Origin of the sequence: Paenibacillus piri, from assembly GCF_004354045.1 — a bacterium.
Classification (GTDB): Bacteria; Bacillota; Bacilli; order Paenibacillales; family NBRC-103111; genus Paenibacillus_S; species Paenibacillus_S piri.
Genome location: NZ_SMRT01000023.1, coordinates 1 through 19,513 on the forward strand (window position 1 = coordinate 1; position 19,513 = coordinate 19,513).

19 protein-coding genes are annotated in these 19,513 nt (G+C 51.8%); 4 read left to right on the plus strand and 15 right to left on the minus strand.

The window, feature by feature from the left end:
• Positions 1-275, plus strand: a 275-nt coding sequence (locus E1757_RS30890) for a transposase (protein WP_165972368.1), incomplete at its 5' end; no start/stop codon positions are given.
• 185 nt (positions 276-460) lie between these two features.
• Here E1757_RS30890 and E1757_RS30895 read toward each other — a convergent pair.
• The 7 genes from E1757_RS30895 to E1757_RS30925 form a co-directional block, all read right to left on the minus strand.
• Positions 461-1,309 (minus strand): DUF6807 domain-containing protein, encoded by an 849-nt coding sequence (locus tag E1757_RS30895; RefSeq protein WP_133235572.1) that lies wholly within the window; start codon positions 1,307-1,309, stop codon positions 461-463.
• A gap of 128 nt (positions 1,310-1,437) precedes the next feature.
• Positions 1,438-2,544: a Gfo/Idh/MocA family protein gene (locus tag E1757_RS30900; protein ID WP_133235574.1), complete on the minus strand. Its 1,107-nt coding sequence runs from the start codon at positions 2,542-2,544 to the stop codon at positions 1,438-1,440.
• 41 nt (positions 2,545-2,585) lie between these two features.
• Positions 2,586-3,473: a carbohydrate ABC transporter permease gene (locus E1757_RS30905; protein WP_246079664.1), complete on the minus strand. Its 888-nt coding sequence runs from the start codon at positions 3,471-3,473 to the stop codon at positions 2,586-2,588.
• Between the two features lie 46 nt (positions 3,474-3,519).
• Complete coding sequence (locus E1757_RS30910; protein ID WP_133235576.1) at positions 3,520-4,419, minus strand: carbohydrate ABC transporter permease; 900 nt, start codon at positions 4,417-4,419, stop codon at positions 3,520-3,522.
• A 41-nt stretch (positions 4,420-4,460) separates the two neighbouring features.
• Positions 4,461-5,750: an ABC transporter substrate-binding protein gene (locus E1757_RS30915; protein ID WP_133235578.1), complete on the minus strand. Its 1,290-nt coding sequence runs from the start codon at positions 5,748-5,750 to the stop codon at positions 4,461-4,463.
• Between the two features lie 143 nt (positions 5,751-5,893).
• The gene (locus tag E1757_RS30920) at positions 5,894-6,607 is read right to left on the minus strand and encodes a response regulator (RefSeq protein WP_133235580.1); all 714 of its coding nucleotides are present in this window, start codon (positions 6,605-6,607) and stop codon (positions 5,894-5,896) included.
• Between the two features lie 15 nt (positions 6,608-6,622).
• Positions 6,623-8,440 (minus strand): sensor histidine kinase, encoded by a 1,818-nt coding sequence (locus E1757_RS30925; protein ID WP_165972369.1) that lies wholly within the window; start codon positions 8,438-8,440, stop codon positions 6,623-6,625.
• Between the two features lie 341 nt (positions 8,441-8,781).
• Between E1757_RS30925 and E1757_RS30930 the strand changes: the two genes are divergently transcribed.
• Entirely contained in the window at positions 8,782-9,225 is a 444-nt protein-coding gene (locus tag E1757_RS30930) for an NUDIX hydrolase (protein WP_133235584.1), read from the plus strand.
• 48 nt (positions 9,226-9,273) lie between these two features.
• On the opposite strand, the gene E1757_RS30935 is transcribed toward E1757_RS30930, so the two are convergent.
• The 4 genes from E1757_RS30935 to E1757_RS30950 all read right to left on the minus strand — a co-directional run bounded on the left by E1757_RS30935 (position 9,274) and on the right by E1757_RS30950 (position 13,844).
• Positions 9,274-10,161 carry a carbohydrate ABC transporter permease gene (locus E1757_RS30935; protein ID WP_246079665.1) on the minus strand — a complete coding sequence of 296 codons (888 nt, stop codon included), beginning with the start codon at positions 10,159-10,161 and terminating at the stop codon, positions 9,274-9,276.
• A 22-nt stretch (positions 10,162-10,183) separates the two neighbouring features.
• On the minus strand, positions 10,184-11,092 hold the full coding sequence (locus tag E1757_RS30940) for a carbohydrate ABC transporter permease (RefSeq protein WP_246079666.1): 909 nt from the start codon (positions 11,090-11,092) through the stop codon (positions 10,184-10,186).
• A 95-nt stretch (positions 11,093-11,187) separates the two neighbouring features.
• Complete coding sequence (locus tag E1757_RS30945) at positions 11,188-12,498, minus strand: ABC transporter substrate-binding protein (RefSeq protein WP_133235588.1); 1,311 nt, start codon at positions 12,496-12,498, stop codon at positions 11,188-11,190.
• Positions 12,499-12,689: 191 nt separating this feature from the next.
• Positions 12,690-13,844, minus strand: coding sequence for a mandelate racemase/muconate lactonizing enzyme family protein (locus tag E1757_RS30950; protein ID WP_133235590.1), 1,155 nt, complete (start codon positions 13,842-13,844; stop codon positions 12,690-12,692).
• Between the two features lie 336 nt (positions 13,845-14,180).
• On the opposite strand from E1757_RS30950, the gene E1757_RS30955 reads away from it, so the two are divergent.
• On the plus strand, positions 14,181-15,059 hold the full coding sequence (locus E1757_RS30955; RefSeq protein ID WP_220446559.1) for a glycoside hydrolase family protein: 879 nt from the start codon (positions 14,181-14,183) through the stop codon (positions 15,057-15,059).
• 385 nt (positions 15,060-15,444) lie between these two features.
• On the plus strand, positions 15,445-15,636 hold the full coding sequence (locus E1757_RS30960) for a hypothetical protein (protein ID WP_133235592.1): 192 nt from the start codon (positions 15,445-15,447) through the stop codon (positions 15,634-15,636).
• Here E1757_RS30960 and E1757_RS30965 read toward each other — a convergent pair.
• The 4 genes from E1757_RS30965 to E1757_RS30980 are packed head-to-tail and all read right to left on the minus strand — an operon-like array spanning position 15,633 to position 19,512.
• Complete coding sequence (locus E1757_RS30965; RefSeq protein ID WP_165972370.1) at positions 15,633-16,421, minus strand: sugar phosphate isomerase/epimerase family protein; 789 nt, start codon at positions 16,419-16,421, stop codon at positions 15,633-15,635. The two genes, E1757_RS30960 and E1757_RS30965, sit on opposite strands and share 4 nt — an antisense overlap.
• A 2-nt stretch (positions 16,422-16,423) precedes the next feature.
• Positions 16,424-17,446, minus strand: coding sequence for a Gfo/Idh/MocA family protein (locus tag E1757_RS30970; protein ID WP_133235596.1), 1,023 nt, complete (start codon positions 17,444-17,446; stop codon positions 16,424-16,426).
• Entirely contained in the window at positions 17,443-18,675 is a 1,233-nt protein-coding gene (locus E1757_RS30975) for a Tm-1-like ATP-binding domain-containing protein (protein ID WP_342774618.1), read from the minus strand. Before E1757_RS30975 ends, E1757_RS30970 begins: the two co-directional genes overlap by 4 nt.
• Before the next feature lie 3 nt (positions 18,676-18,678).
• Positions 18,679-19,512, minus strand: coding sequence for a phosphoenolpyruvate hydrolase family protein (locus tag E1757_RS30980; RefSeq protein ID WP_133235598.1), 834 nt, complete (start codon positions 19,510-19,512; stop codon positions 18,679-18,681).
• Between the last annotated feature and the right edge of the window lies 1 nt (position 19,513).

The window sequence follows — 19,513 nt, forward strand, 5'->3', positions numbered from 1 at the left end:
ACCAGTCTGGCCCCTTTGAGGCTGAGGATACAAAACGCATTAAATCCGGCAACCGATTCCTTCGCTATTACCTGGTTGAAGCTGCCAACTCGGTGAAAAACTGCGATGAAGAATTCGGCGAGTATTACCGGAAGAAGTATAAGGAAGTTCCCAAGCACCAACACAAACGCGCCCTCGTCTTAACGGCAAGAAAACTTGTGCGTCTGGTCGATGTGCTGCTACGCAACGACCAACTTTATACGCCACGGAGGAAGGTGAACAACGCGAAGGGATAACGCCTCCTTTGTCAAAGTCCTTCAAGGATTCCCAGTAAAATTCTGGTAAAAAATCGGATTTTAGGCTGGGTCTGATTTGATGCGTCCATTTTTCCTGACTGATCTACTTTACGGCCAAGAAAATTTCCAATTCGATTGAATCAGGGACTTGACATCATACCGCTGGACTTAACAAATTGGGATGATCAAGCATATGCATATAATTTCCAATTTTCTTCCATTTGTTCCATATCCGCTGCGCCGGTAAAAACGAATACTCTATGTTTGAACAGCTGAGATTGCCCCAGACCGAGCTTCCATTCCCCTGCGATGCAGCGGCTCGGCGATATGCCGAGCTGTCCGTCGACCCGCCAGGGCACCGGATGCTCCGGGTTGTCCGGATGATCCATGAAGGCTACGCCCGCCATACCGATCCTTCCCTCGATCGGCATGCTTACCGCGACCCAGCGGGCGCGCTTTCCTTCCGCCTCCGCATTTTGCAGCCCCTCGCTGTTCATTGCATTCCCGCCCGACTCTTTGCGGTATGGCATGCGGATAAACAAGCCGCCATATTCATGCCGGCCGAAGGTCAGCTCCTTCTTGGCTTGCAGCGTCCATTCCAGGTCGAGGAGGTAGGCTGTTCCAAGATCGCGCAGCGTCCATGCCTGCGTCTCCGCAAGCATAACTTCCCCTGACGGGTGCTTCCAGTCCGTTTCGACAGTCCACCCGGCTTGATTGTCCTTCATGACGGCAGGCTGCAGCGGCTTCGGATGAAAGGTGCCGTCGCTCGGATTGCCGCGGACGCCTTCCTCCCAGAACCCGATTCCGTTAACATCGTTTAACCCGACATAGAGCCCATGCTGCCATGGATGATGCGGCGGCGCATTCTCGGTCAATACGCCCGCTCCGTCGGGAGCGGCGATTGGATGAATAAACGGGCGTTTGTCTGGTTCGGCATTTTGCACGAGAATCGGTTCCTCGCCGCCTGACCTGTAGATACAAACCCTATGCTCCGAATGTGATACCCGCAATCCATCCTTGGATATATCGTTCATGGAATGATCCTCCTATTTTTTAAGTTATATTGAAAGTATAAGATTTTATGCTTAGCTTCGCACAACCTAGACAAACGTGCTCGTTCTCGAAGGAAGGCAGCCGTTTATCCTGGTTGGACCTTCGAGCTTTAGCGAAATACCGGAATATCGACCTGCCGCCCGTTCTGCATCGCCGACTGATGCGCGCAGATGCCCGCACAGGTCCAGTTCGCGGCTGTATACGCATCCGGAAAGGCGGGACGCCGCTCCACGATACTCATCACAAACTCATGCGCCAAATGAGGATGCGCTCCCCCGTGACCGTTCCCCTGCAAAAACGACAAATGCCGGTTATCGTCCGCATCGTAAACGCCTTGCATTGTATACTTTTGTATACTTTCCGGCAGCAGATGCGCATAGTCGGGAATCGTGACCCGTTTGCCTTCTTCTCCCGTAAAAATAATCGGCGCTTCCGCTTCCAGCTGCTGCCATTCGAAGCTCATCCGGTCCGCGTAAATATCGAAGCTTTCGATATATTCCCGGGACGTCTCAAACAACGAGCGGGTGACTTCCATCGCCAGATTCGAATCCCGCAGCCGGAACAAGGCGGATTCCACGGCAAACGGCGAGCCGTATTTGGCTGCGAGCGAGTCCGCTATGGCGCCGGAGCCCAAGCAGGAGACGAACTCCGCCTCCTTGCCGGCAAGGGCAAGCAGCGGGCTTACCGCATGTGTGGCGTAATGCATCGGCGGCAGCCCTTCCCAATAGCCCGGCCAGCCGCCCATTTCCTGCTGATGCGAGCCGCGAAGAAATTGAATCCGGCCGAGGCGCCGACTGTCCCGCAGCTCCCTCACGAACAGAAACTCGCGCGTATATACGGCGGTCTCCATCATCATGTAATTTTTCCCCGAAGCCTGCTGGGCCTGAACAATCCGTCTGCAATCTTCTACGGTCGTCGCCATCGGGACCGTGCAGGCGACATGCTTCCCGGCCATCAACGCCTTGACGCTTTGCTCGGCGTGATCAGGGATAGGCGTATTAATATGCACCGCATCAATGTTCTCATCCTCGAGCAAGGCGTCGAAATCGGTGTATCGGGCCTCTATGCCGAAATGATCCCCGATCTGCCGCAGTTTGTCCTCCGAGCGCTGGCAGACGGCATACATCTCCGTATGCGGATGATGCTGATAAATCGGAATAAATTCGGCGCCGAAGCCCAATCCGACGAGGGCGACGCGTATCGGTTTACTGCTCATGCCTATGTCCTCCTTGATCTTTTCTTATTGCCTTGTCATCTTTATTCCTTTAATCCAGTCATCGTGATGCCTTCGACGAAATACCGCTGGGCGCAGGCATACATAATTAGTACAGGCATCGTCACGATGACGGCTCCCGCCATCAGATAGCTCCACTGATTCGTATACGTGCCTTGAAAAGTCGCAAGCCCAAGCGACAACGTCTTCAACCGGTCGCTGTTAATGTAGATTAACGGAGCCAGGAAATCGTTCCACGTCCCCATAAAGGCGAAAATGGCCAATGTCGTAAGCGCCGGCTTGGCATTCGGCAAAATTACGTGCCAAAAAATTCGCGGGTAGCCGCAGCCGTCGATCATCGCCGATTGCTCCAGCTCCTTCGGGATCGACAGCATAAATTGCCTCAGCAAAAACGTGCCGAACGCGCTGAACAACCCCGGGATAATAAGCGCGTAGTGGGTATCCAGCCAACCCAGCAGTTTAATGATTTTGAAAATCGGAATCATCGTCACCTGATATGGAATCATCATCGTGCCGAGAAACATCAGAAACATCGCATCCCGCCCGGGAAAACGCAGCCGGGCAAAGGCGTAGGCTCCCATCGAAGAGGTTACGAGCTGACCCAGGATGACAAACAGCGTTATTTTGACCGTATTGAAGAAATACAGGCCCCAAGGCGCATTTTGAAACATGTAGCTGTAATTGGCCCACAAAATTTGCTTCGGAATCCATATGGGCGGAAACATATACATCTCATTCGAGCTTTTCAATGAGGTGGAAATCATCCACAGAAATGGGACGATCATCGCCACCGAGCCTGCGATCAACAGGAGATGCAGCACAGCCCGGAACGAATGCTTCCCCCATGAGGCTCTGCGCGTGCGGACAGCTTCCCCCGTCAGCCCGATCGCTTTGTCTCCGGTCATGTTCATTCAGCTTACCTCCTTCCATTCCGCCATCATCGCGCAGCGGTTAAGCTCAATTGACATCTTTGCGCTGGGCGAATTTCATTTGAATCATGGTAGCGATAAAAATAATGGCGAACAAGATGTAAGCCATTGCCGAAGCGTACCCTTGCTTGAAAAACTGAAACGCATTTTGATAAATCCAGTAGACGACCGTCGTTGTAGACGAAGCAGGGCCGCCTGCGGTCATAATATACACCTGATCGAATACCTGGATCGCGCGGATGGTCGACATAACCAGAACGAACAGCGTCGTATGTCTGAGCAGCGGCACCGTAATATAGATGAACCGTTTGAATGCCCCGGCACCGTCTATTTTGGCCGCTTCGTACAGCGAAACGGAAATGCCTTGCAAACCGGCAAGAAAGATGACCATATTGAAGCCGATATGCTTCCAAATACTCATGAGCATGACAGACGGCATCGCCCATGTATCGCTGGTAAGCCATGGAGGCTGATACAGCCCCCATTCGGACAATAGTCCGTTGATCAAGCCATAGTCTGTGCTATACAGCCATTTCCATACTTCCGCCACGGCGACCGTCGAGGTCACGACCGGGATAAAGAAAGCCGTCCGGTACAACACCTTCAAACGAAGATTCATGTTGAGCACGATGGCGATGGTCAAGGCGATGCCGGCGTCCAAAGGAACGGTGCCCAGCGTAAAATATAGCGTATGTGCGAGCGAAGCGAGAAATTTGGCATCCGTCGCCAGCTGCACATAGTTATTGAAGCCGTTGAAGGTTGGCTCCGTTAACCCGTCGTATGTGGTCAAGCTGTAATAGAAGGAAACGATTACCGGAATGCAGGTAAAGACGAGAAAACCGATAAAGATGGGCGCCACAAAGATATACCCCCAGAGCGCTTCCTTCGCAGACAACGAATTGCGAGCCTGAACTGCTCCCGTATGCATGGTTATCCTGTCTCCTTTACTTACTCGCTGACTTCGCTGACTTACTCGCCCATAATTTGATTCATATTGGTTACGATATTTTTCTGGGTCGCATCCGGAGCTTGTTTGCCAAGCATGAGAAGATCCATTTGCTCTTTAACGGCCTGGTGAATTTCCGCCCACTTGGGATGACGGAATTCGTCCATATTGATCAGCGGAGCGCTGTCCACGAACGCCTTCACATTTTCCGGAAACTTGGAATCGATAATCAGCTGGTTCGCTTCCTTATCCGTTGTGGCCGGCAGCGCCATGTTATATTTCGCCACGATCATCATGCCTTCGTGGCCTTCAAAAAACTTCAGCACCTCCCACGCTTCCTTCGGATGCTTCGTCTTGGCCGACATGCCCCAATTGAGCACGCCTGCCTTGACATTCTGATTCACGCCCTTCGGCTGCATCACAACATCCCATTTGAACGGCAGCGGTTCCGCCTTGAAGGGAGGCAAAAACCATAATCCGGCCTCGACCATGGCCGCCTGCTGATTGCGGAACAGCGCATCGGTGCCTTGACCCATCGAGGTGACTTCGGCCGTATTCGGCGTCGAATGATCGTCGACGACCATCTTTTTGATCGTCTGCAGCGATTTGAGCGCTTCCGGCGTGCCGTAGCCGCTTTTTTTGAAATCGGGAGTGAAAATATTGTTGCCGTTGCGCAGCATCCAGCCGCCCCAATTGGACAAACCGTTCGAAAGGACGAAGCCGTACTGCTTTTTTTCAGGGCTGCTGAGCTTTTTGGCAACATTCAGGAAATCATCCTGCGTCCAGCTGCTCGTCGGATAGGGAACCCCGGCCTTGTCGAACAGATCCTTGTTATAATAAATAACGATCGGCGATATTTCCTGGGGGAGCGCATACAGCTTGCCGTCCAGCTTCAATGCATCGATGACGGAAGGATAAAACTGATCGACTTTAAAATCCGGGTCGGACTTAATAAATTCATCCAGCGGCTTTAATACCCCTTTTTGCGCCAATGGAGTCACCCAGTCGTTAATGTACAGGATGTCGGGCGCATCGCCGCCGGCGATCAAAGTCAACGTTTTTTGATAACGGTCTTTTCCGATATCCACCCAGTCGATTTTGATATTCGGATGCTGTTTCATGAACAGCTCCGCCGTTTCTTTTCTCAGCTTCATTTCTTGGTCGCTGCCGCTGATCGTCATTTTGATCGTAACCTGACCGCCGCTTGATTTCGCATTGTCATTGGCGCCTGCGTTCGTGCTTCCATCGCTGCAGCCCGCCAGTAAGCCGATCGGGAGCGCCATGCTGAGAGGCAATGCCATCCATTTCTTCATCGTTTATTTCCTCCTGCATCTCAAGAGATTTTCAATGATTGATTTCGCCACGCGGAAACTGATTTGGAAACCGAGACTGTGAAAGCGCTTCACGTTTTCATTATAGGGGAGTGCTTGTATTACCGTAAATTTGAAATAATTGATTATTTTGTTTGATTTTTTAACTCCCGGTATTGCTTCGGCGTCATTCCGACCATTTTTCTGAAAATTTGGCTGAAATATTGCTGATCGATATAGCCGACCAGCTCGCCGATTTCGTAAATTTTAATGTCGCTGCTTTGCTCAAGCAGTCTGCAAGCATGATTGATCCGCAGCTGGGTGACATACCGTATAAACAGCTCGCCGGTCTTCTCCTTGAACAAACGGCTGAAATATTGGGGGGACAAACGCGCATGCTCGGCGACCTCGTTCAACGACAAGGAGGGCGAAGCATAATGGGATTCGATGTAGCGAATGGCAGACTGGATGGCGCTTTCGTATATGGCCGTCTCGTTATCCGGCTCCAGCCGCTCGCACATTTCAATCAGCTGCTCGTATTCAACCGGCTTCAGCAGCAAATCATGCACGCCGTAGCGAAGCGCGGTCCGTGCATATTCGAACTCGGCATAGCCGGTCAAAATAATAACCTTGAGCGAAGGCTGTACGGCAATCGCCCGTTTGGCCAGCTCCAGCCCGTCCATAAGCGGCATCCGGATATCGGTAATCAATATGTCGACGTGATGCTTCCAAAGCAATTCCAGCGCAGCCTCCCCATTGGCAGCTTGTCCGACAATATGCCAGCCCGGCTTGTGCTTATGAAACTGCATCGATAATCCTCTCGTTACCAGCATCTCGTCATCCGCAAGCAAAATATTCATTTCGTCTCCTCCTCGTTATTTGGCTTCGCTCGATTCCATGCGGCCGTGCAGCGGAATTCGGATTGTAATCTCGGTGCCCTCACCCGGCTCGCTGCTAATATCCATCCCATAGGCCTCGCCGTAAAACAGCTTGATGCGCCGGTGTACATTTTCGATTCCCATCCCCAGGCGCTCTTCCAATATTTGAAAATGATCGGCCATCCGCATCATCGATCGAATGAGCGCAAGCTGCTCCGGTCGAATGCCCGCTCCGTTATCACGGATCGTAATGAGGACCAATCCTTGATCAATGGCTTTCGTCGCAATCGTCAGCTTGCGGTTGCCCGACTTTTTCTCCAGTCCGTGATAAATCGCATTTTCCACCAACGGTTGAAGCAACAGCTTTAATATAGTCACATTCCCGATCGTTTCATCCCATATGCATTCAACCTCCAAATCCTCGAAACGAATTTGCTGAATCTGCAGGTAATTGCGGATATGCTCCAGCTCGGAACGGAGCGGCACCGTTTGGCCTTTCCCGCCAATCGAATACCGGAACAGGTGCGATAAGGAAACGACCACCTTCGCCACTTCCTCCTGACCTCGAATAATGAGCATCCAATATAAAGAATCCAGCGTATTGTACAGGAAGTGAGGGTGTATGTTGGCCTGCAATGCTTTCAGCTCGGCTTCCCGCCGGCGCAGCTCCCCCTCGTACACCTGATTGATGAGAATGTTCAGCTTGCCTACCATGTGATTGAACGATTGGCTCAGATCGTTGATTTCCAACGTATGCGTCACCGGCAAATTCACCTGCAAATTTCCCTGTTCCACCCGCTTCATATTTCGTTGAATGTTGCTGATGGGCTTCGTAATGCGGGCGGATAATAATCTGGCCGTTATAAACACAAGCAGTATGGTGGCGCAGCCCGTTAATATTAATAAGTAGTTTACGTAATCCATCCCCTTCGTTAAGGAAGAAACGGGCAGGATTACGACAGAAGTCCAGTTCGTCCGGTGCAGCTTGTTGTATGTAACGAGGGAATGCACGCCGTTGACGGAATGAATAAAATGACCGGACACATCGTTCCGATCCTTGAAATTGTCGGCTAAGTAACGCTTCGTCTCCATCTCCATGGCTTCGTCGCTGCTCACTATGGCAAGGCCATCCTCATTGACGATGAACATGCTCCCGCCTTGGCCGATATCAATATGAATGAGATCGTTCTCAATTTGCTTTTTATCCAATACGACCATGAAATAGCCGAGCGGGGTGTCGGTAATAAAATTCGGAATGGTCCGGATGCCGAATATAAATGGGTACACATTGTCGCCGACGCCTGTTTTAACCTCAATCCATATCATGCGATCGTCAATATGGGCCAGCTTCTCCGGGTGCTGCAGCGTGAGCTGCCGAATATCCGATTGCTGCAAATAGCTGTTGTTAAATCCGTAGTAGCCGAATCGCGGCGAATACACCTGAGCGGCAATGACGTAAGGCTCCTGATTTACCGCGTTGTAGATCAGATGGCTTATTAAATCGCGGTCGGGCAGCTTCAAAACTTGACCCGAATAAACCTGGTTCAGCATGTTCTGCATCTCGTTATTGCTTAATACGGTGGAAGCGCTGCTCTCCGCCTTGGCGATGATCTTATCGACCTTCTCGTTCTCCTGTTTAATCGTAACCAGAATGTAGTCGGTCGCTATTTCCTGAATGACTTTGACCACGCCTTGATAGACGAGCAGACCGACAATTAAAAAACAACCGATAAATAAACATGAAAATTGGACGGTCATACTTGTCTTTATGCTTGGTTTGCCTTCGCGCCAGGGCGGGCGGAGACGGAATGACATTGGCATCACCTCTCGAGTTAGTGGATTCATATGCCATTATATAACGGTTTTTCCACAACACGGAATGAAAACGAAAAACAGCCCGAAAAATCGGGCCTGACGGCAAACGGGTAGAGGGTCGAACTTCTATCCATTTGTCACGCGTTTGGTGATTTATCGTTTTAAAGTGTTAAAGTATTGTTATTCAGAACAGTCAGCTGGGTTCCGTTGTATAGTCAGCAAGGAATATGTGAATACGGTATCGAATAAGAAGAATATGTTGGTCGTCTCTTGCTTGTTCACTGTTAATGAGATAAGCACTTAAACTTCAACGAACATCCTAAATAAACGGAGGTGAATGTATGCTAACATTCATTTCAGAAATACCTACTGACAAAAATATCAGCGGAGTGCATTGCATACCGGTCTTAGAAAACGGAAATTTAATTTTGACCTGGGATAAAGATGATAAGATATTAACAACAATTGGAGGAAGGCTGGAGAAAAACGAGTCTTTAGAAGATGGTTTGAACCGAGAATCTATGGAAGAGGCGGGTATTGAATTAACCGATGAGAGAGTTCCATTCGCTTGTTGGTATTGGAAGGAATTTGACTCGTGTAGAATTTACTTTTTAACAAAGGTCAAGCGATTTATTGAAATGCCAAAAGGTTTTGAAACAACAGGATACATAATTACTAATTTTGAAACTGCAATAGAAATGATTCAGAAAATAGAAGGTCGTGAAGAACGTATTGCTGTAGTAAAAAGAGCAGGAGTGCTATCAGGTTGGCTCACTAAAAAATAAAGCCCGCCGGTCTTGTGCCGGCAGGCTTATGTATGGCTGAAAACCGCTTTAGCCTTTAATTCCCGTCGTCACGATCCCTTCGAGGAAAAACCGCTGGGCGAGCAAAAACAGGACGATTAACGGCAGCGCCACGACGGTGGTTCCCGCCATAAGCAGCTCCCAGTGGATCACTTCATTTTTAAACACGGTCAGGCCGAGCTGGACATTCATTAAATCCTCTTTATTGACGATAATTAAAGGCCACATGTAATCGTTCCACATATCCGTAATTTTCAGCACGGCGAAGGTGGCGAGCAGAGGCTGACTCAGCGGCAAATAAATTTGGAAATACGTTCTCCATGGCGAACAACCGTCAATCGCGGCGGCCTCGTCCAACGACTTGGGGAAGTTTAAAAAATATTGCCGGCATAAAAACACTCCGAAAGCGCCGGCGAAATGATTGATCATCAAGCCGCCGTACGTGTTGATCAATCCGGTTCCGCCGAAACCGAATATATTGTTGCCGCCGGTCAGCGGAAACGTTTTGATGATCAAAAAAACCGGAATCATCGTAATTTGTGACGGGATCATCAGTCCCAGCATCATGAGCATGAACAGCAGATTCCTGCCCTTGAACTCCAGCCTGGCAAAAGCGAATCCACCGAGCGAATTGAACAGCAGGCTCACCCCCGTAACGACCGCCGTCACATAGACGGTGTTCAGAAACCATCGTCCCCATTTTCCGTTCGCAAACACTTCCGTATAGTTGTGAAATGTAAGCTTCTCCGGAAGTAAATGGAACGTTGCGGCATGGATTTCGGCGGACGTTTTGAACGAAGAGGATACCATTAAAATAAACGGCAGCAGCATAATAACGGATAAGAGCAGAAAGATGACCGAAAGCGCCGTCGAATTCCAAAATTGCCGGCTGCGGTAAGCTGTTTTATATATCGTCAAAGTTTTGTTCCCCCTCCGCTTCCTAACCCATATCCACGTTCTGCCCTTGCTTGCCGAAATAAAAGTTAAGCAAAGTGACAATTAATACGATGAAAAACATAAACACGGCCATGGCCGACGCGTAGCCCATCTGGTACTGTACGAAAGCCCGTTGAAAAATTTGATGAATGACTGTCGTCGTTGCGTTCAAAGGACCGCCCTGCGTCATCACATTGACCTGCTCGAACACCATAAACGAGCTGACACATGACGTTACGAACAAGAAGAACGTCGTGGGCCGCAGCAATGGAACCGTAATGTTGAAAAATTTGTGCACGCCCGTTGCGCCGTCGATCGTCGCCGCTTCGTACAGATGTGAAGGGATTTGCTGAATGCCTGCCAAATAAATGATCATAATGAATCCGACCATTTTCCAAATCCCGATGATAATGAGGCAGAGAAGCGCCAGATTGAGATCGAAAAGCCATTTTTGCGCAGGCAGCCCGAGCGATTTCATCAGCATGTTCAGCAAACCGTCGGAAGTGTCATAGATCCACAGAAAGATCATGGAGATGGAAACCATCGAGATCACATGCGGCATGTAAAAAGAAATCCGGAAAAATTTGCGCCCGATCAGCTTCATATTGAGAAACACGGCCAGCAAAAGACCGATGACAAGCTCCGGCACAATCGTGCACACCGCATAAACAATCGTGTTTCGCAAAGCGATTAAAAAAACCGGGTCGGCGAACATGCGGGTATAATTTGCCAGACCGACGTAATCTTTTGTTTTATAGAAGTCGTAATTGGTAAAGCTTAATTCGAACGTCATCAAAATCGGAATCAACACGAACACAAAATAAATCGAGAAGCTGGGCAGCACCATCAAATAAGGGGTGAGCGACAGCCGCCGCTTCCGTCCGGTTTGCGCGAGCCTGTTTGCCTGTGTCATTCGGGCCAGCATCATGATCACCAACTGTTTTATAGAATGGCTTGCGTTTACCGCCCTGAGCTATGCTGCGTGTTTTATCGGGCGGCTTCATCGCGCTATTTCATTTGCGCAATCTCCTGCTGCAGCGCTTTGGCATTTTCTGCGACGGCCTCGTCCGGCGTTTTTTGACCGAGCAGTACCTGCTGCAGGAAATGAGCCGTATATTTGCTCAAATAAAGGTTCGACCAGGTTACTTTAGGCGAAGCGACGCCGTTTTCTAGCGAGAAGGCGACAGCCGGGCTGAGCCATTTGTCATCCTCGTTCGCTTTTTCCAGCAGCGACTTGCGGACGACCGGCATCTGCGCCTGCTTGTACCGTTCCCACACCTGATCCGCGGTGCTCATATATTCGATAAACTTCCAGGCGGCTTCTTTCTTTTTGCTGTCCGAGCTGATGAAGAAAAATTGCAGTCCGGACCAGTTGGCCGATGCCTTGTCTTTCAAATAAATAAACCCGATTTTATCTTTGGCCGCAGGATCGGCCTTCGTCATTTGCGCAAGCTCCGACGGATACAGCGCTTGTATCGCCGCCTTGCCATTGACGAATTGGCTTGTCTTCTTCTCGTTGCTGCCCGTCGTTTCCGCCGATACCTTTTTATTGCGGTACAAATCGGCTAAATACGTCAGCGCCTTTCTCATTTCCGGTGTGTCGAAGGACGGGTCGGTCGCATCGAGGCCTTTTTTATCGCCGAATATTGTGGCAAACACATACGGAAGATTGCTATCGTCCTGCGGGATGACGAACCCGGAGCGGGTGATCGTGTTCCCGTCCCGCTTGGTCAGTTTTTCCGCCCATCCGGCGAACTCCGTCAGAGTGACCGGCGGCTTCTCCGGATCAAGGCCGGCTTCCTTGGCAAAATCTTTGCGGAAGGCCAAGACGCTCGCAGTCGGATTAAATGGAATCCCGTACAGGTGATTTTTATAAGAGCCGATTTCGAGCAACTTCGGAATAAAATCGCTTTTGCCTTCCCACTTGTTTGCGTACTCCTCCAGCGGCGCAAACTGGCCTTTGGCCGTCCGCTCGCCGATTGTCGAGATCGCATGCGTAATGACATCCGGCACATCGCCGCTGGCATATGCCGCATTCAGCTTCACATCGTAATCGTCGTAGGAAGCCTCGGAAAAGTCGATTTTGTAGCCGGGATTGTCGGCCTCAAATTTTTTGATCGCGTTCAACCAATACGTATGCATAACCGGGTCGTTGCCGCGTCTCCAAAACCGCAGCGTCACCGGTCCTTCACCGCCGGCTTTGCCAATTTGCGGGTCCGCCCCGCTCACCGCCTGCTGCGGCTGGGTAGCCGCGCATCCCGCCAGCAAAACCGATGCGATAAAACTAAGCGTCAGACCTGTTGCAATGCCCTTTTTCATGAACAATCTCCTCTTTCTCGATGAAATAGCAGTCTCTAAGAATGAGAAAAGACACACTCCTTCTTGCTTCGCGCATGCCGAAAGCAAAAAAGAATGTGTCTCCAGCTATCTGGTAGACCACAAATTTCCGTTTATTCTGATAGACTTACTACGAATAGACTATAGCACCGGTCATTTGAGTTTGTCAACGCCTATATCGGTACATGCTCGCTCCATGACCCGGATGTCCATAGCTTGCCATATTGCGCCAGAAACGGCTCCGCGGGACGCAGTCCGATTCCCGCCCGCTCCGGAGACAGATGGTACCGGCCTTCCCGGACGGGCTCGGCCGGATAGGTCGCTTCATGTCTGACGGCGGACACTCCCCATGGGAATTCGAGTGGAACCGCAAGCCGACACAAGACGGACAGATGCGCGGAAAAGGCGGTCGAGATCGGGCCGCTCGGATTGTGTAGCGTAACCCAGACGCCCTGGGCCTCCGTCGCCGGGATCAGCGTCTTGACGGCACTGACGCCTCCGATATGCTTCACGTCCGGCATCACTACATCCAGCCCTCCGTCACGCAACCGCTTCAGCAGCTCCGTGACGCTCAGGGCGGTTTCCCCCGCGACCCAGCGAATATGCGGATAGCCGGCGCGGAACAAATCCAGTCCGATCCGGTCAGCTAGCGGAAATACATCTTCAATCCAGTAAGGCGTCACCCGTTTGTCCTGCAAGTAGTCCATAAACTGCGCCAGGCTTGAGCGGTTAAACCGCTGATGGCAGTCGATCGCAATACGGGACCAAGGGACGGCGTCCGCCAACGCTTCCAGCCGTGCGATCGCCGGCTTCAGATCGGCCTCATACCGATGTGGAGTAAGCTCGTCAAACGGCGTGCACTTGACAGTTTGGAACCCGCTATCCAGCGCCGACCTTCCTCTCTCCGCCAACGCTTCCGGCGCCCGATTGCTCCGTAGCCCACGGTTCAGGTTGGCGTATAACGGGATGTCGTCCCTTCCGAAGGCGCCCAGCAGGTGATACAGTGGAAGACCGAAGGCTTGAGCAGTCAAATCCCAAAGCGCCTGATCGATTCCACTCCAGGCCGTAATCGCGATCCTGTCGGCCAGACGAGAGGGGAAATGCCATTCCCCGACAGGAGCGGTCAGCTCCATCAGCCGCCGCGGATCCCAACCCGCCAAAGAAAGGGCCGCGTGGCTTACGATTTCCGCAGCCGCTTCGTCGTTGCCGCTGTTGGAAATTTCCCCCCAGCCGGTTAACCCGTTCTCCGTCCGGATCGCCACCCAAATCCATGTATCGCCCGGCGGCTGTACGCGATAAACTTGCACGTCCTTGATTTTCATAGCCATACCAACCTCCTTTTTCCATCTCGTGTTTCCGGTTCGTCTGGTCGACCGCGAATTTTAATCACATTGCAATAGTAGGAATTATAGGCGCAAAGCTCCGTATCGTCAATGCTCATCCTCGTCCGATTATTGATTGACAAGCCGGTGGATTGATGATAATTTGGGTTAAACACGTAAATTCCAATATGTTTAATCTACTTTATAGTTGGACGATACGGAAGCAGCCCACCGGACCACCGAAGGCTCTCCATTTGAGGCATGTTATGTACTTAATTGCCACAATTCGGGCCTTTTTTGTTTACGGCAGGTTACCATTATAATATCGAAAGGAAGTAAAAAATGAGCGCAATCCGACGTTTGGAGACGAATCCTATTATTTACCCTGCATTGAATCCCGCCATCTGCGATAACATTAACGGTCCGTCCCTGATCAAAGTGCCTGACTGGATCGAAAATCCGCTGGGTGCCTACTATCTTTATTTCGCCCATCATGAAACGGGACAAAACATCCGTTTGGCTTACGCGGATTCTTTAACCGGGCCGTGGACCCTGTATGAGCCGGGGACGCTGCAAATCGGGCAAACCAAATGCGTCCGGCATGTCGCTTCCCCAGATGTTCATGTCGATCACGATAAAAAGCAAATCCGCATGTATTATCACGGCCCTGTAGCCGGAGAGCAGTTTCAGCAAACGTTCGTCGCCACGTCAAGCGACGGCATCCGTTTCGAGACGAACGATGTCGAGCTGGGCACTTCGTATTTCCGTGTATTTTACTGGGACGGCTACTATTACGGCATCGTGATGCCGGGATTGATTGTCCGGTCCAAGGACGGATTGAGCAACTTCGAAAAAGGGCCCCTGCTGTTTACGGAACATATGCGCCACAGCGCGGTTTACTTGAACGGCAGCACGCTTCTTGTCTTTTACAGCAATGTGAAGGATGTGCCGGAGCATATTGTCGTGTCGCGAATCAACCTGGCCGACGATTGGCTTGAGTGGAAACCGACGGAGCCTGTCTCGGTCATTCAGCCAGAGCTCGACTATGAAGGTGCAGACCTGCCACTTGAGCCGTCCGTAAGAGGCTGGAGCGAGCCGCCGGTACGACAATTGCGCGATCCTGCCATTTATAAGGAGAACGGGGCAGCGTACCTGCTCTATTCCGTTGCGGGCGAACAGGGCATCGCCATAGCCGAAATCGATATTGACGCATTTCTATAAGTGACAGCCCGGCAGCCCGCAAGCTTGTGCGTGCTTGCTTGCCGCAAACCGCATGCCATCCGATTTGCGCCGGTTTCATCGTAAACAAAGGGGCAGTCCCAAATGGGTATCAACCGGTGGGACAATCCCAAAACATATGCAAAGCCGCCTCCAACACCACTGTAAGCGGAGATGGAAGCGGCTTTTCACATGCAATTTCATATCAGAGTCGGAGGCTCAAAATCCAAAAAAGACTTTAATCGCCAAATCCCCGACGTCGGTGGAGCCGTCGCCATTCAAATCGGTCGCCGCGCTTGTTTGTAACGTGCGAACGGATACGGTAGGACCGTAGTCGCTCCAGTTGCCGGTCCGGTCTGCCGCCTTGAATGCCGCAGGAATTCCGCAATTGTTGAACGCTGACGCCAAAGAAGCCGTTATTATCGTACAAATTGAAACGGTCAGCAGCCCGGCGGCAGACGAAATTTCCAAGAAAGCGGCTCAAAGCGGATTGAACTTGTCAGGCGACAGCATCGATTACAAGCTGATCGCGCAAGCACGCTGCATACTTGGTAAATATTCACATCTATCGAGCATTTAAATTCCAAGTCCCTGCTGGATAAACTCGCGGCTAGCTTTGGCACATTCAAACGGTTGCCTGCCACGGCTCAGCCCGTCGTTGCCATTTTGTTCTACCGTAATCCAGCCATGATACCCTTTTTCCTTTATAAGCTGAAAAACTGCCGCATAATCGCAATGTCCTTCCCCTAACGGCGTATTCAAATCGGTCGTTTCATTCCAGTCTTTAAACTCCATAAATTTTATTTTACTCCAATATTTACTAACGAAATGAATCGCCCGCTCCTTGACCGGCAAATCCGTAAAATCTTTGGTGGCATGGCCCAAATCCAGCATCACGAATACTTTATCCGGATCGACATGCTCATGCACCCGCTCCACTTCCGCAAACGTTTCACCAATGCCGCGCGTATGATTATGGTACAAAGTGCGGACACCGTACTGCAAGCTGATTTTCCCGACCTCATTCATCCGCTCGCCCAGCTTGGAAAATTCCTTCGGCAACCCTTTCGGATCGATGTACGCCATATTCGGACAGCGGTTATAAGCTAAAAACTCCGATACTTTTTTGTAATAATCCAAATTTTCCTGATACGTCACATCCAGGCTGGACAGCCCCAGCCCGAAATGATCAAGCAAGTCGTACAGCTCCTTCGGGTGCTCCAAAAAATATTCGAATGCGTGGTTATGGGCGAAGCCCGTTATACCGTCATACCCGGCTTCCTTCACTTCTTTCAGCCATTGAGGAAACTGATCATGACTCGGGTTATTCCACGTGAGCGTCATTGCCGCGAATTTAATGTCCATGCTTATTCCCTCCATTCCACCTTTTCCAATTTTCCGGAATGAACAGATTTCATCAAAGCGTCCGTCACTTTATAATTGGCCAACGAATGCTCCAGCGGCATATTCAAGCTTGCCCCTTCGCGAATGCAGCGGTATATATTTTCCAACTGCAGGGCGTAGCTGTTATGGACGTCGAATGAATGAGCTTCGATCTGCATCGGGCGTCTTTCATAGGAGCCTTCGAGCTGAACCTCGATCGTTCTCGTCTGCGATTTGGTTACGATAGCATGGGGAATGACCAGCGTGCCGAGCGTACCGCATACCTTGATTTCCTCCCTCCAGCACGAACGATGGTTCGTTTCGAATTGCGCGGTGACCCCGTTTTCATATAAAATGGTTCCGGTTTCTCCAATTTCTACGCCGCCGTAATCCGAATCGTTCGATTCGATACAAAAGGCCGCCGCTGCCCGGGCTCCGGAGAACAGATTGCACGCATCTACGAGATAGCAGCCTTTTGCGGTCATTGAGCCGCCGCCAAGCTTGCTGTCGTTGCGCCAATTGCCGGGATTCAAATTTCTGTAATCCGAAAATTGGGCGTGAATATAACGAACGTCGCCAATCGTCCCATTGCCGATAAGTTTCCGGGCTTGCCGGATTTGCGGATGGCTGCGGTACATGAGTCCTTCGACAACCGTCGTTCCCGTTTGTTTTGCGACTTCAATAATTTCTTGCACTTGCCCGGCGTTAAGAGCAACCGGCTTCTCGCAGAGGATCGTTTTAATGCCGTAGCCGACGGCTTCTTTAATTAGCGGCGGATGCACCGTCGGAAACGCGACAATGATCAGCAGATCGAGGGAATGGTTTTGCGCCATCTCCTCCAATGAACCGTAGCTGTATGGCGCTCCATGCGTCTCCGCAAAAAGCCGTGCGCGTTCGGGATCGATATCCGCACAAGCGACAAGTGTAGCAAACGGGCTCTCCGCAATCGTTGCACCATGTGTGTTGGCGTGACCGCCGCAGCCGACAATACCTATTTGAATGGTCATGGATGATTCGCTCCTTTTTCGGTTAAATGATTCAAGAGGGTCCGCGCGCACAATTCGGCAAATGCGAGATCGTTGATCGGACAATCCCGCTCGATCACCTCGATGTCCGGGCGCAGCGACTCCGTTAACGAATCGAACAGCGCCTGATCCGCTTCCGGCCAATAAAAAGCTCCTCCATCGGCGGAAATGACGCTCAGCCCTTGTTTGGGCAATAAAACCGTCACCCGTCCTCTGCTCATATTCAACTTCTCGGCGATCCGTCTGCCGAGCTCGCGATTTTCCTCGATATTCGTTCGCATCAAGGTTACGTTGGGGTTGTGCCGGTAGAGCGTTCGATCGGCAAACCGACCCGGCACCGTCTCCGGAGCGCCGAAGTTGACCATATCCAGACAGCCGGGAACGACGATGGCAGGAACGGCTCCCCGGGCCGCCGCTTCCAAACGGCGGGGCCCCGCGCTGAACACCCCGCCGACCAACTCGTCAGCCCATTCGGTCGTCGTCATGTCAAGCACACCGGCAACCAGGCCGCTTTCAATCAAGGCTTCCATCGTTTTGCCGCCTTGACCGGTACAATGGAAAACTATCACCTCGAAGCCCGCTTGTTCCAGCGTCTTCTTGGCAGCCTCCACCGCCACTGTCGTATTGCCGAACATGGACGCGGCGATAATCGGTTTATCCGCCCCCTTCGGCGGATCGGCCTCCAGCATGCCGCATACCGCTCCGGCCGCCCGGAGAAAAATCTCCCGGCTAATCCGGTTGATGCCGGATACATCGACGATGCTTGGAATCATCGTAATATCTTTCGTCCCCACATAGGCCGACACGTCGGTTCCGGCAACGGTAGACACCATCACCTTGGGCACCCCCACCGGCAGCTCGCGCATGCCGGCGCAGGCGACGGATGTCCCGCCGGTACCTCCCAGCGCCAGCACCGCCTGAAACCGGCCGGCCGCGTAGAGCTCGCCCAGCAGCTTCCGTACACCCCGGCTCATCGCTTCGATAGCCTCGCCCCGGTCCTTCTTCTCCGCCAATTCGGAAAGCTCGGCCCCCGCAGCTTTCGCGACGGCTTCGCGCGTAATATCCGGCTCCAAATACGGCGCTTCCAGTACCCCTACGTCGATCAGCAGTACGTTGTATCCTTTGGACACAATATAATCGCGAACGTAAGCGTACTCCATTCCTTTCGTATCCAAAGCGCCAAGTAATGCTACCGTTTTCGCCATAGCCATCGTTCACCCCCGCTGCCTTTGAATTCGGGCAAACGCCTCGGTTTGTGCTTGAATCGCCCTTTCCACCGGCAGCCGCTCCATCGAGCTCGCTCCGTAGAAGCCGTCCGCCTGCGGACAACGCGCCAGGATGTATTCGGCATCCTCCGGCTCGGCAATCGGTCCGCCATGGCACAGCACGATTACGTCCGGCCGCATTTTTTTCGCTTCACGGGCGATCGCCGCTATTTCCACAGCGCAGTCATCCAGCGATTTGGCCGTTTGGGCGCCGATCGAGCCTGTCGTCGTCAGCCCCATATGGGCAACCAAAATATCGGCTCCCGCTTCCGTCATTTTCAAGGCGTCTTCCACATTAAAAACATAGGGCGTCGTCAGCATATCCAATCGACGGGCGATCCGGATCATTTCGACCTCTTTATCGTAGCCCATGCCCGTCTCTTCCAGATTGGCGCGAAATAGGCCGTCGATCAATCCGACCGTAGGAAAATTTTGCACGCCGGAGAAGCCCAACCGCTTGATTTGCGGCAAAAAGTATTCCATTCGCCTGAGCGGGTCGGTGCCGTTCACTCCGGCGACGACCGGCGTACGCTTCACGACCGGAAGCACCTCACGCGACATTTCCTCAACGATGGCGTTGGCGTCTCCGTAGGCGAGCAGCCCGGCCAGCGAGCCGTGGCCGGCCATCCGGAACCGTCCGGAATTGTAAATGACGATCAAATCGATGCCGCCGGCCTCTTCGAATTTGGCGCTGATCCCGGTTCCCGCTCCGCCTCCGATAATCGGCCGCCCCGACCGAATTTTGTCCTGCAGCCTGCCCAAGATTTGCTCTCTCGCGAACATA

Coding starts and splice junctions, on each gene's coding strand:
- E1757_RS30895 (WP_133235572.1), bottom strand. CDS start 1,309: ATGAACGATATATCCAAGGATGGATTGCGGGTATCACATTCGGAGCAT.
- E1757_RS30900 (WP_133235574.1), bottom strand. CDS start 2,544: ATGAGCAGTAAACCGATACGCGTCGCCCTCGTCGGATTGGGCTTCGGC.
- E1757_RS30905 (WP_246079664.1), bottom strand. CDS start 3,473: ATGAACATGACCGGAGACAAAGCGATCGGGCTGACGGGGGAAGCTGTC.
- E1757_RS30910 (WP_133235576.1), bottom strand. CDS start 4,419: ATGCATACGGGAGCAGTTCAGGCTCGCAATTCGTTGTCTGCGAAGGAA.
- E1757_RS30915 (WP_133235578.1), bottom strand. CDS start 5,750: ATGAAGAAATGGATGGCATTGCCTCTCAGCATGGCGCTCCCGATCGGC.
- E1757_RS30920 (WP_133235580.1), bottom strand. CDS start 6,607: ATGAATATTTTGCTTGCGGATGACGAGATGCTGGTAACGAGAGGATTA.
- E1757_RS30925 (WP_165972369.1), bottom strand. CDS start 8,440: ATGTCATTCCGTCTCCGCCCGCCCTGGCGCGAAGGCAAACCAAGCATA.
- E1757_RS30930 (WP_133235584.1), top strand. CDS start 8,782: ATGCTAACATTCATTTCAGAAATACCTACTGACAAAAATATCAGCGGA.
- E1757_RS30940 (WP_246079666.1), bottom strand. CDS start 11,092: ATGACACAGGCAAACAGGCTCGCGCAAACCGGACGGAAGCGGCGGCTG.
- E1757_RS30945 (WP_133235588.1), bottom strand. CDS start 12,498: ATGAAAAAGGGCATTGCAACAGGTCTGACGCTTAGTTTTATCGCATCG.
- E1757_RS30950 (WP_133235590.1), bottom strand. CDS start 13,844: ATGGCTATGAAAATCAAGGACGTGCAAGTTTATCGCGTACAGCCGCCG.
- E1757_RS30955 (WP_220446559.1), top strand. CDS start 14,181: ATGAGCGCAATCCGACGTTTGGAGACGAATCCTATTATTTACCCTGCA.
- E1757_RS30965 (WP_165972370.1), bottom strand. CDS start 16,421: ATGGACATTAAATTCGCGGCAATGACGCTCACGTGGAATAACCCGAGT.
- E1757_RS30970 (WP_133235596.1), bottom strand. CDS start 17,446: ATGACCATTCAAATAGGTATTGTCGGCTGCGGCGGTCACGCCAACACA.
- E1757_RS30975 (WP_342774618.1), bottom strand. CDS start 18,675: ATGGCTATGGCGAAAACGGTAGCATTACTTGGCGCTTTGGATACGAAA.
- E1757_RS30980 (WP_133235598.1), bottom strand. CDS start 19,512: ATGTTCGCGAGAGAGCAAATCTTGGGCAGGCTGCAGGACAAAATTCGG.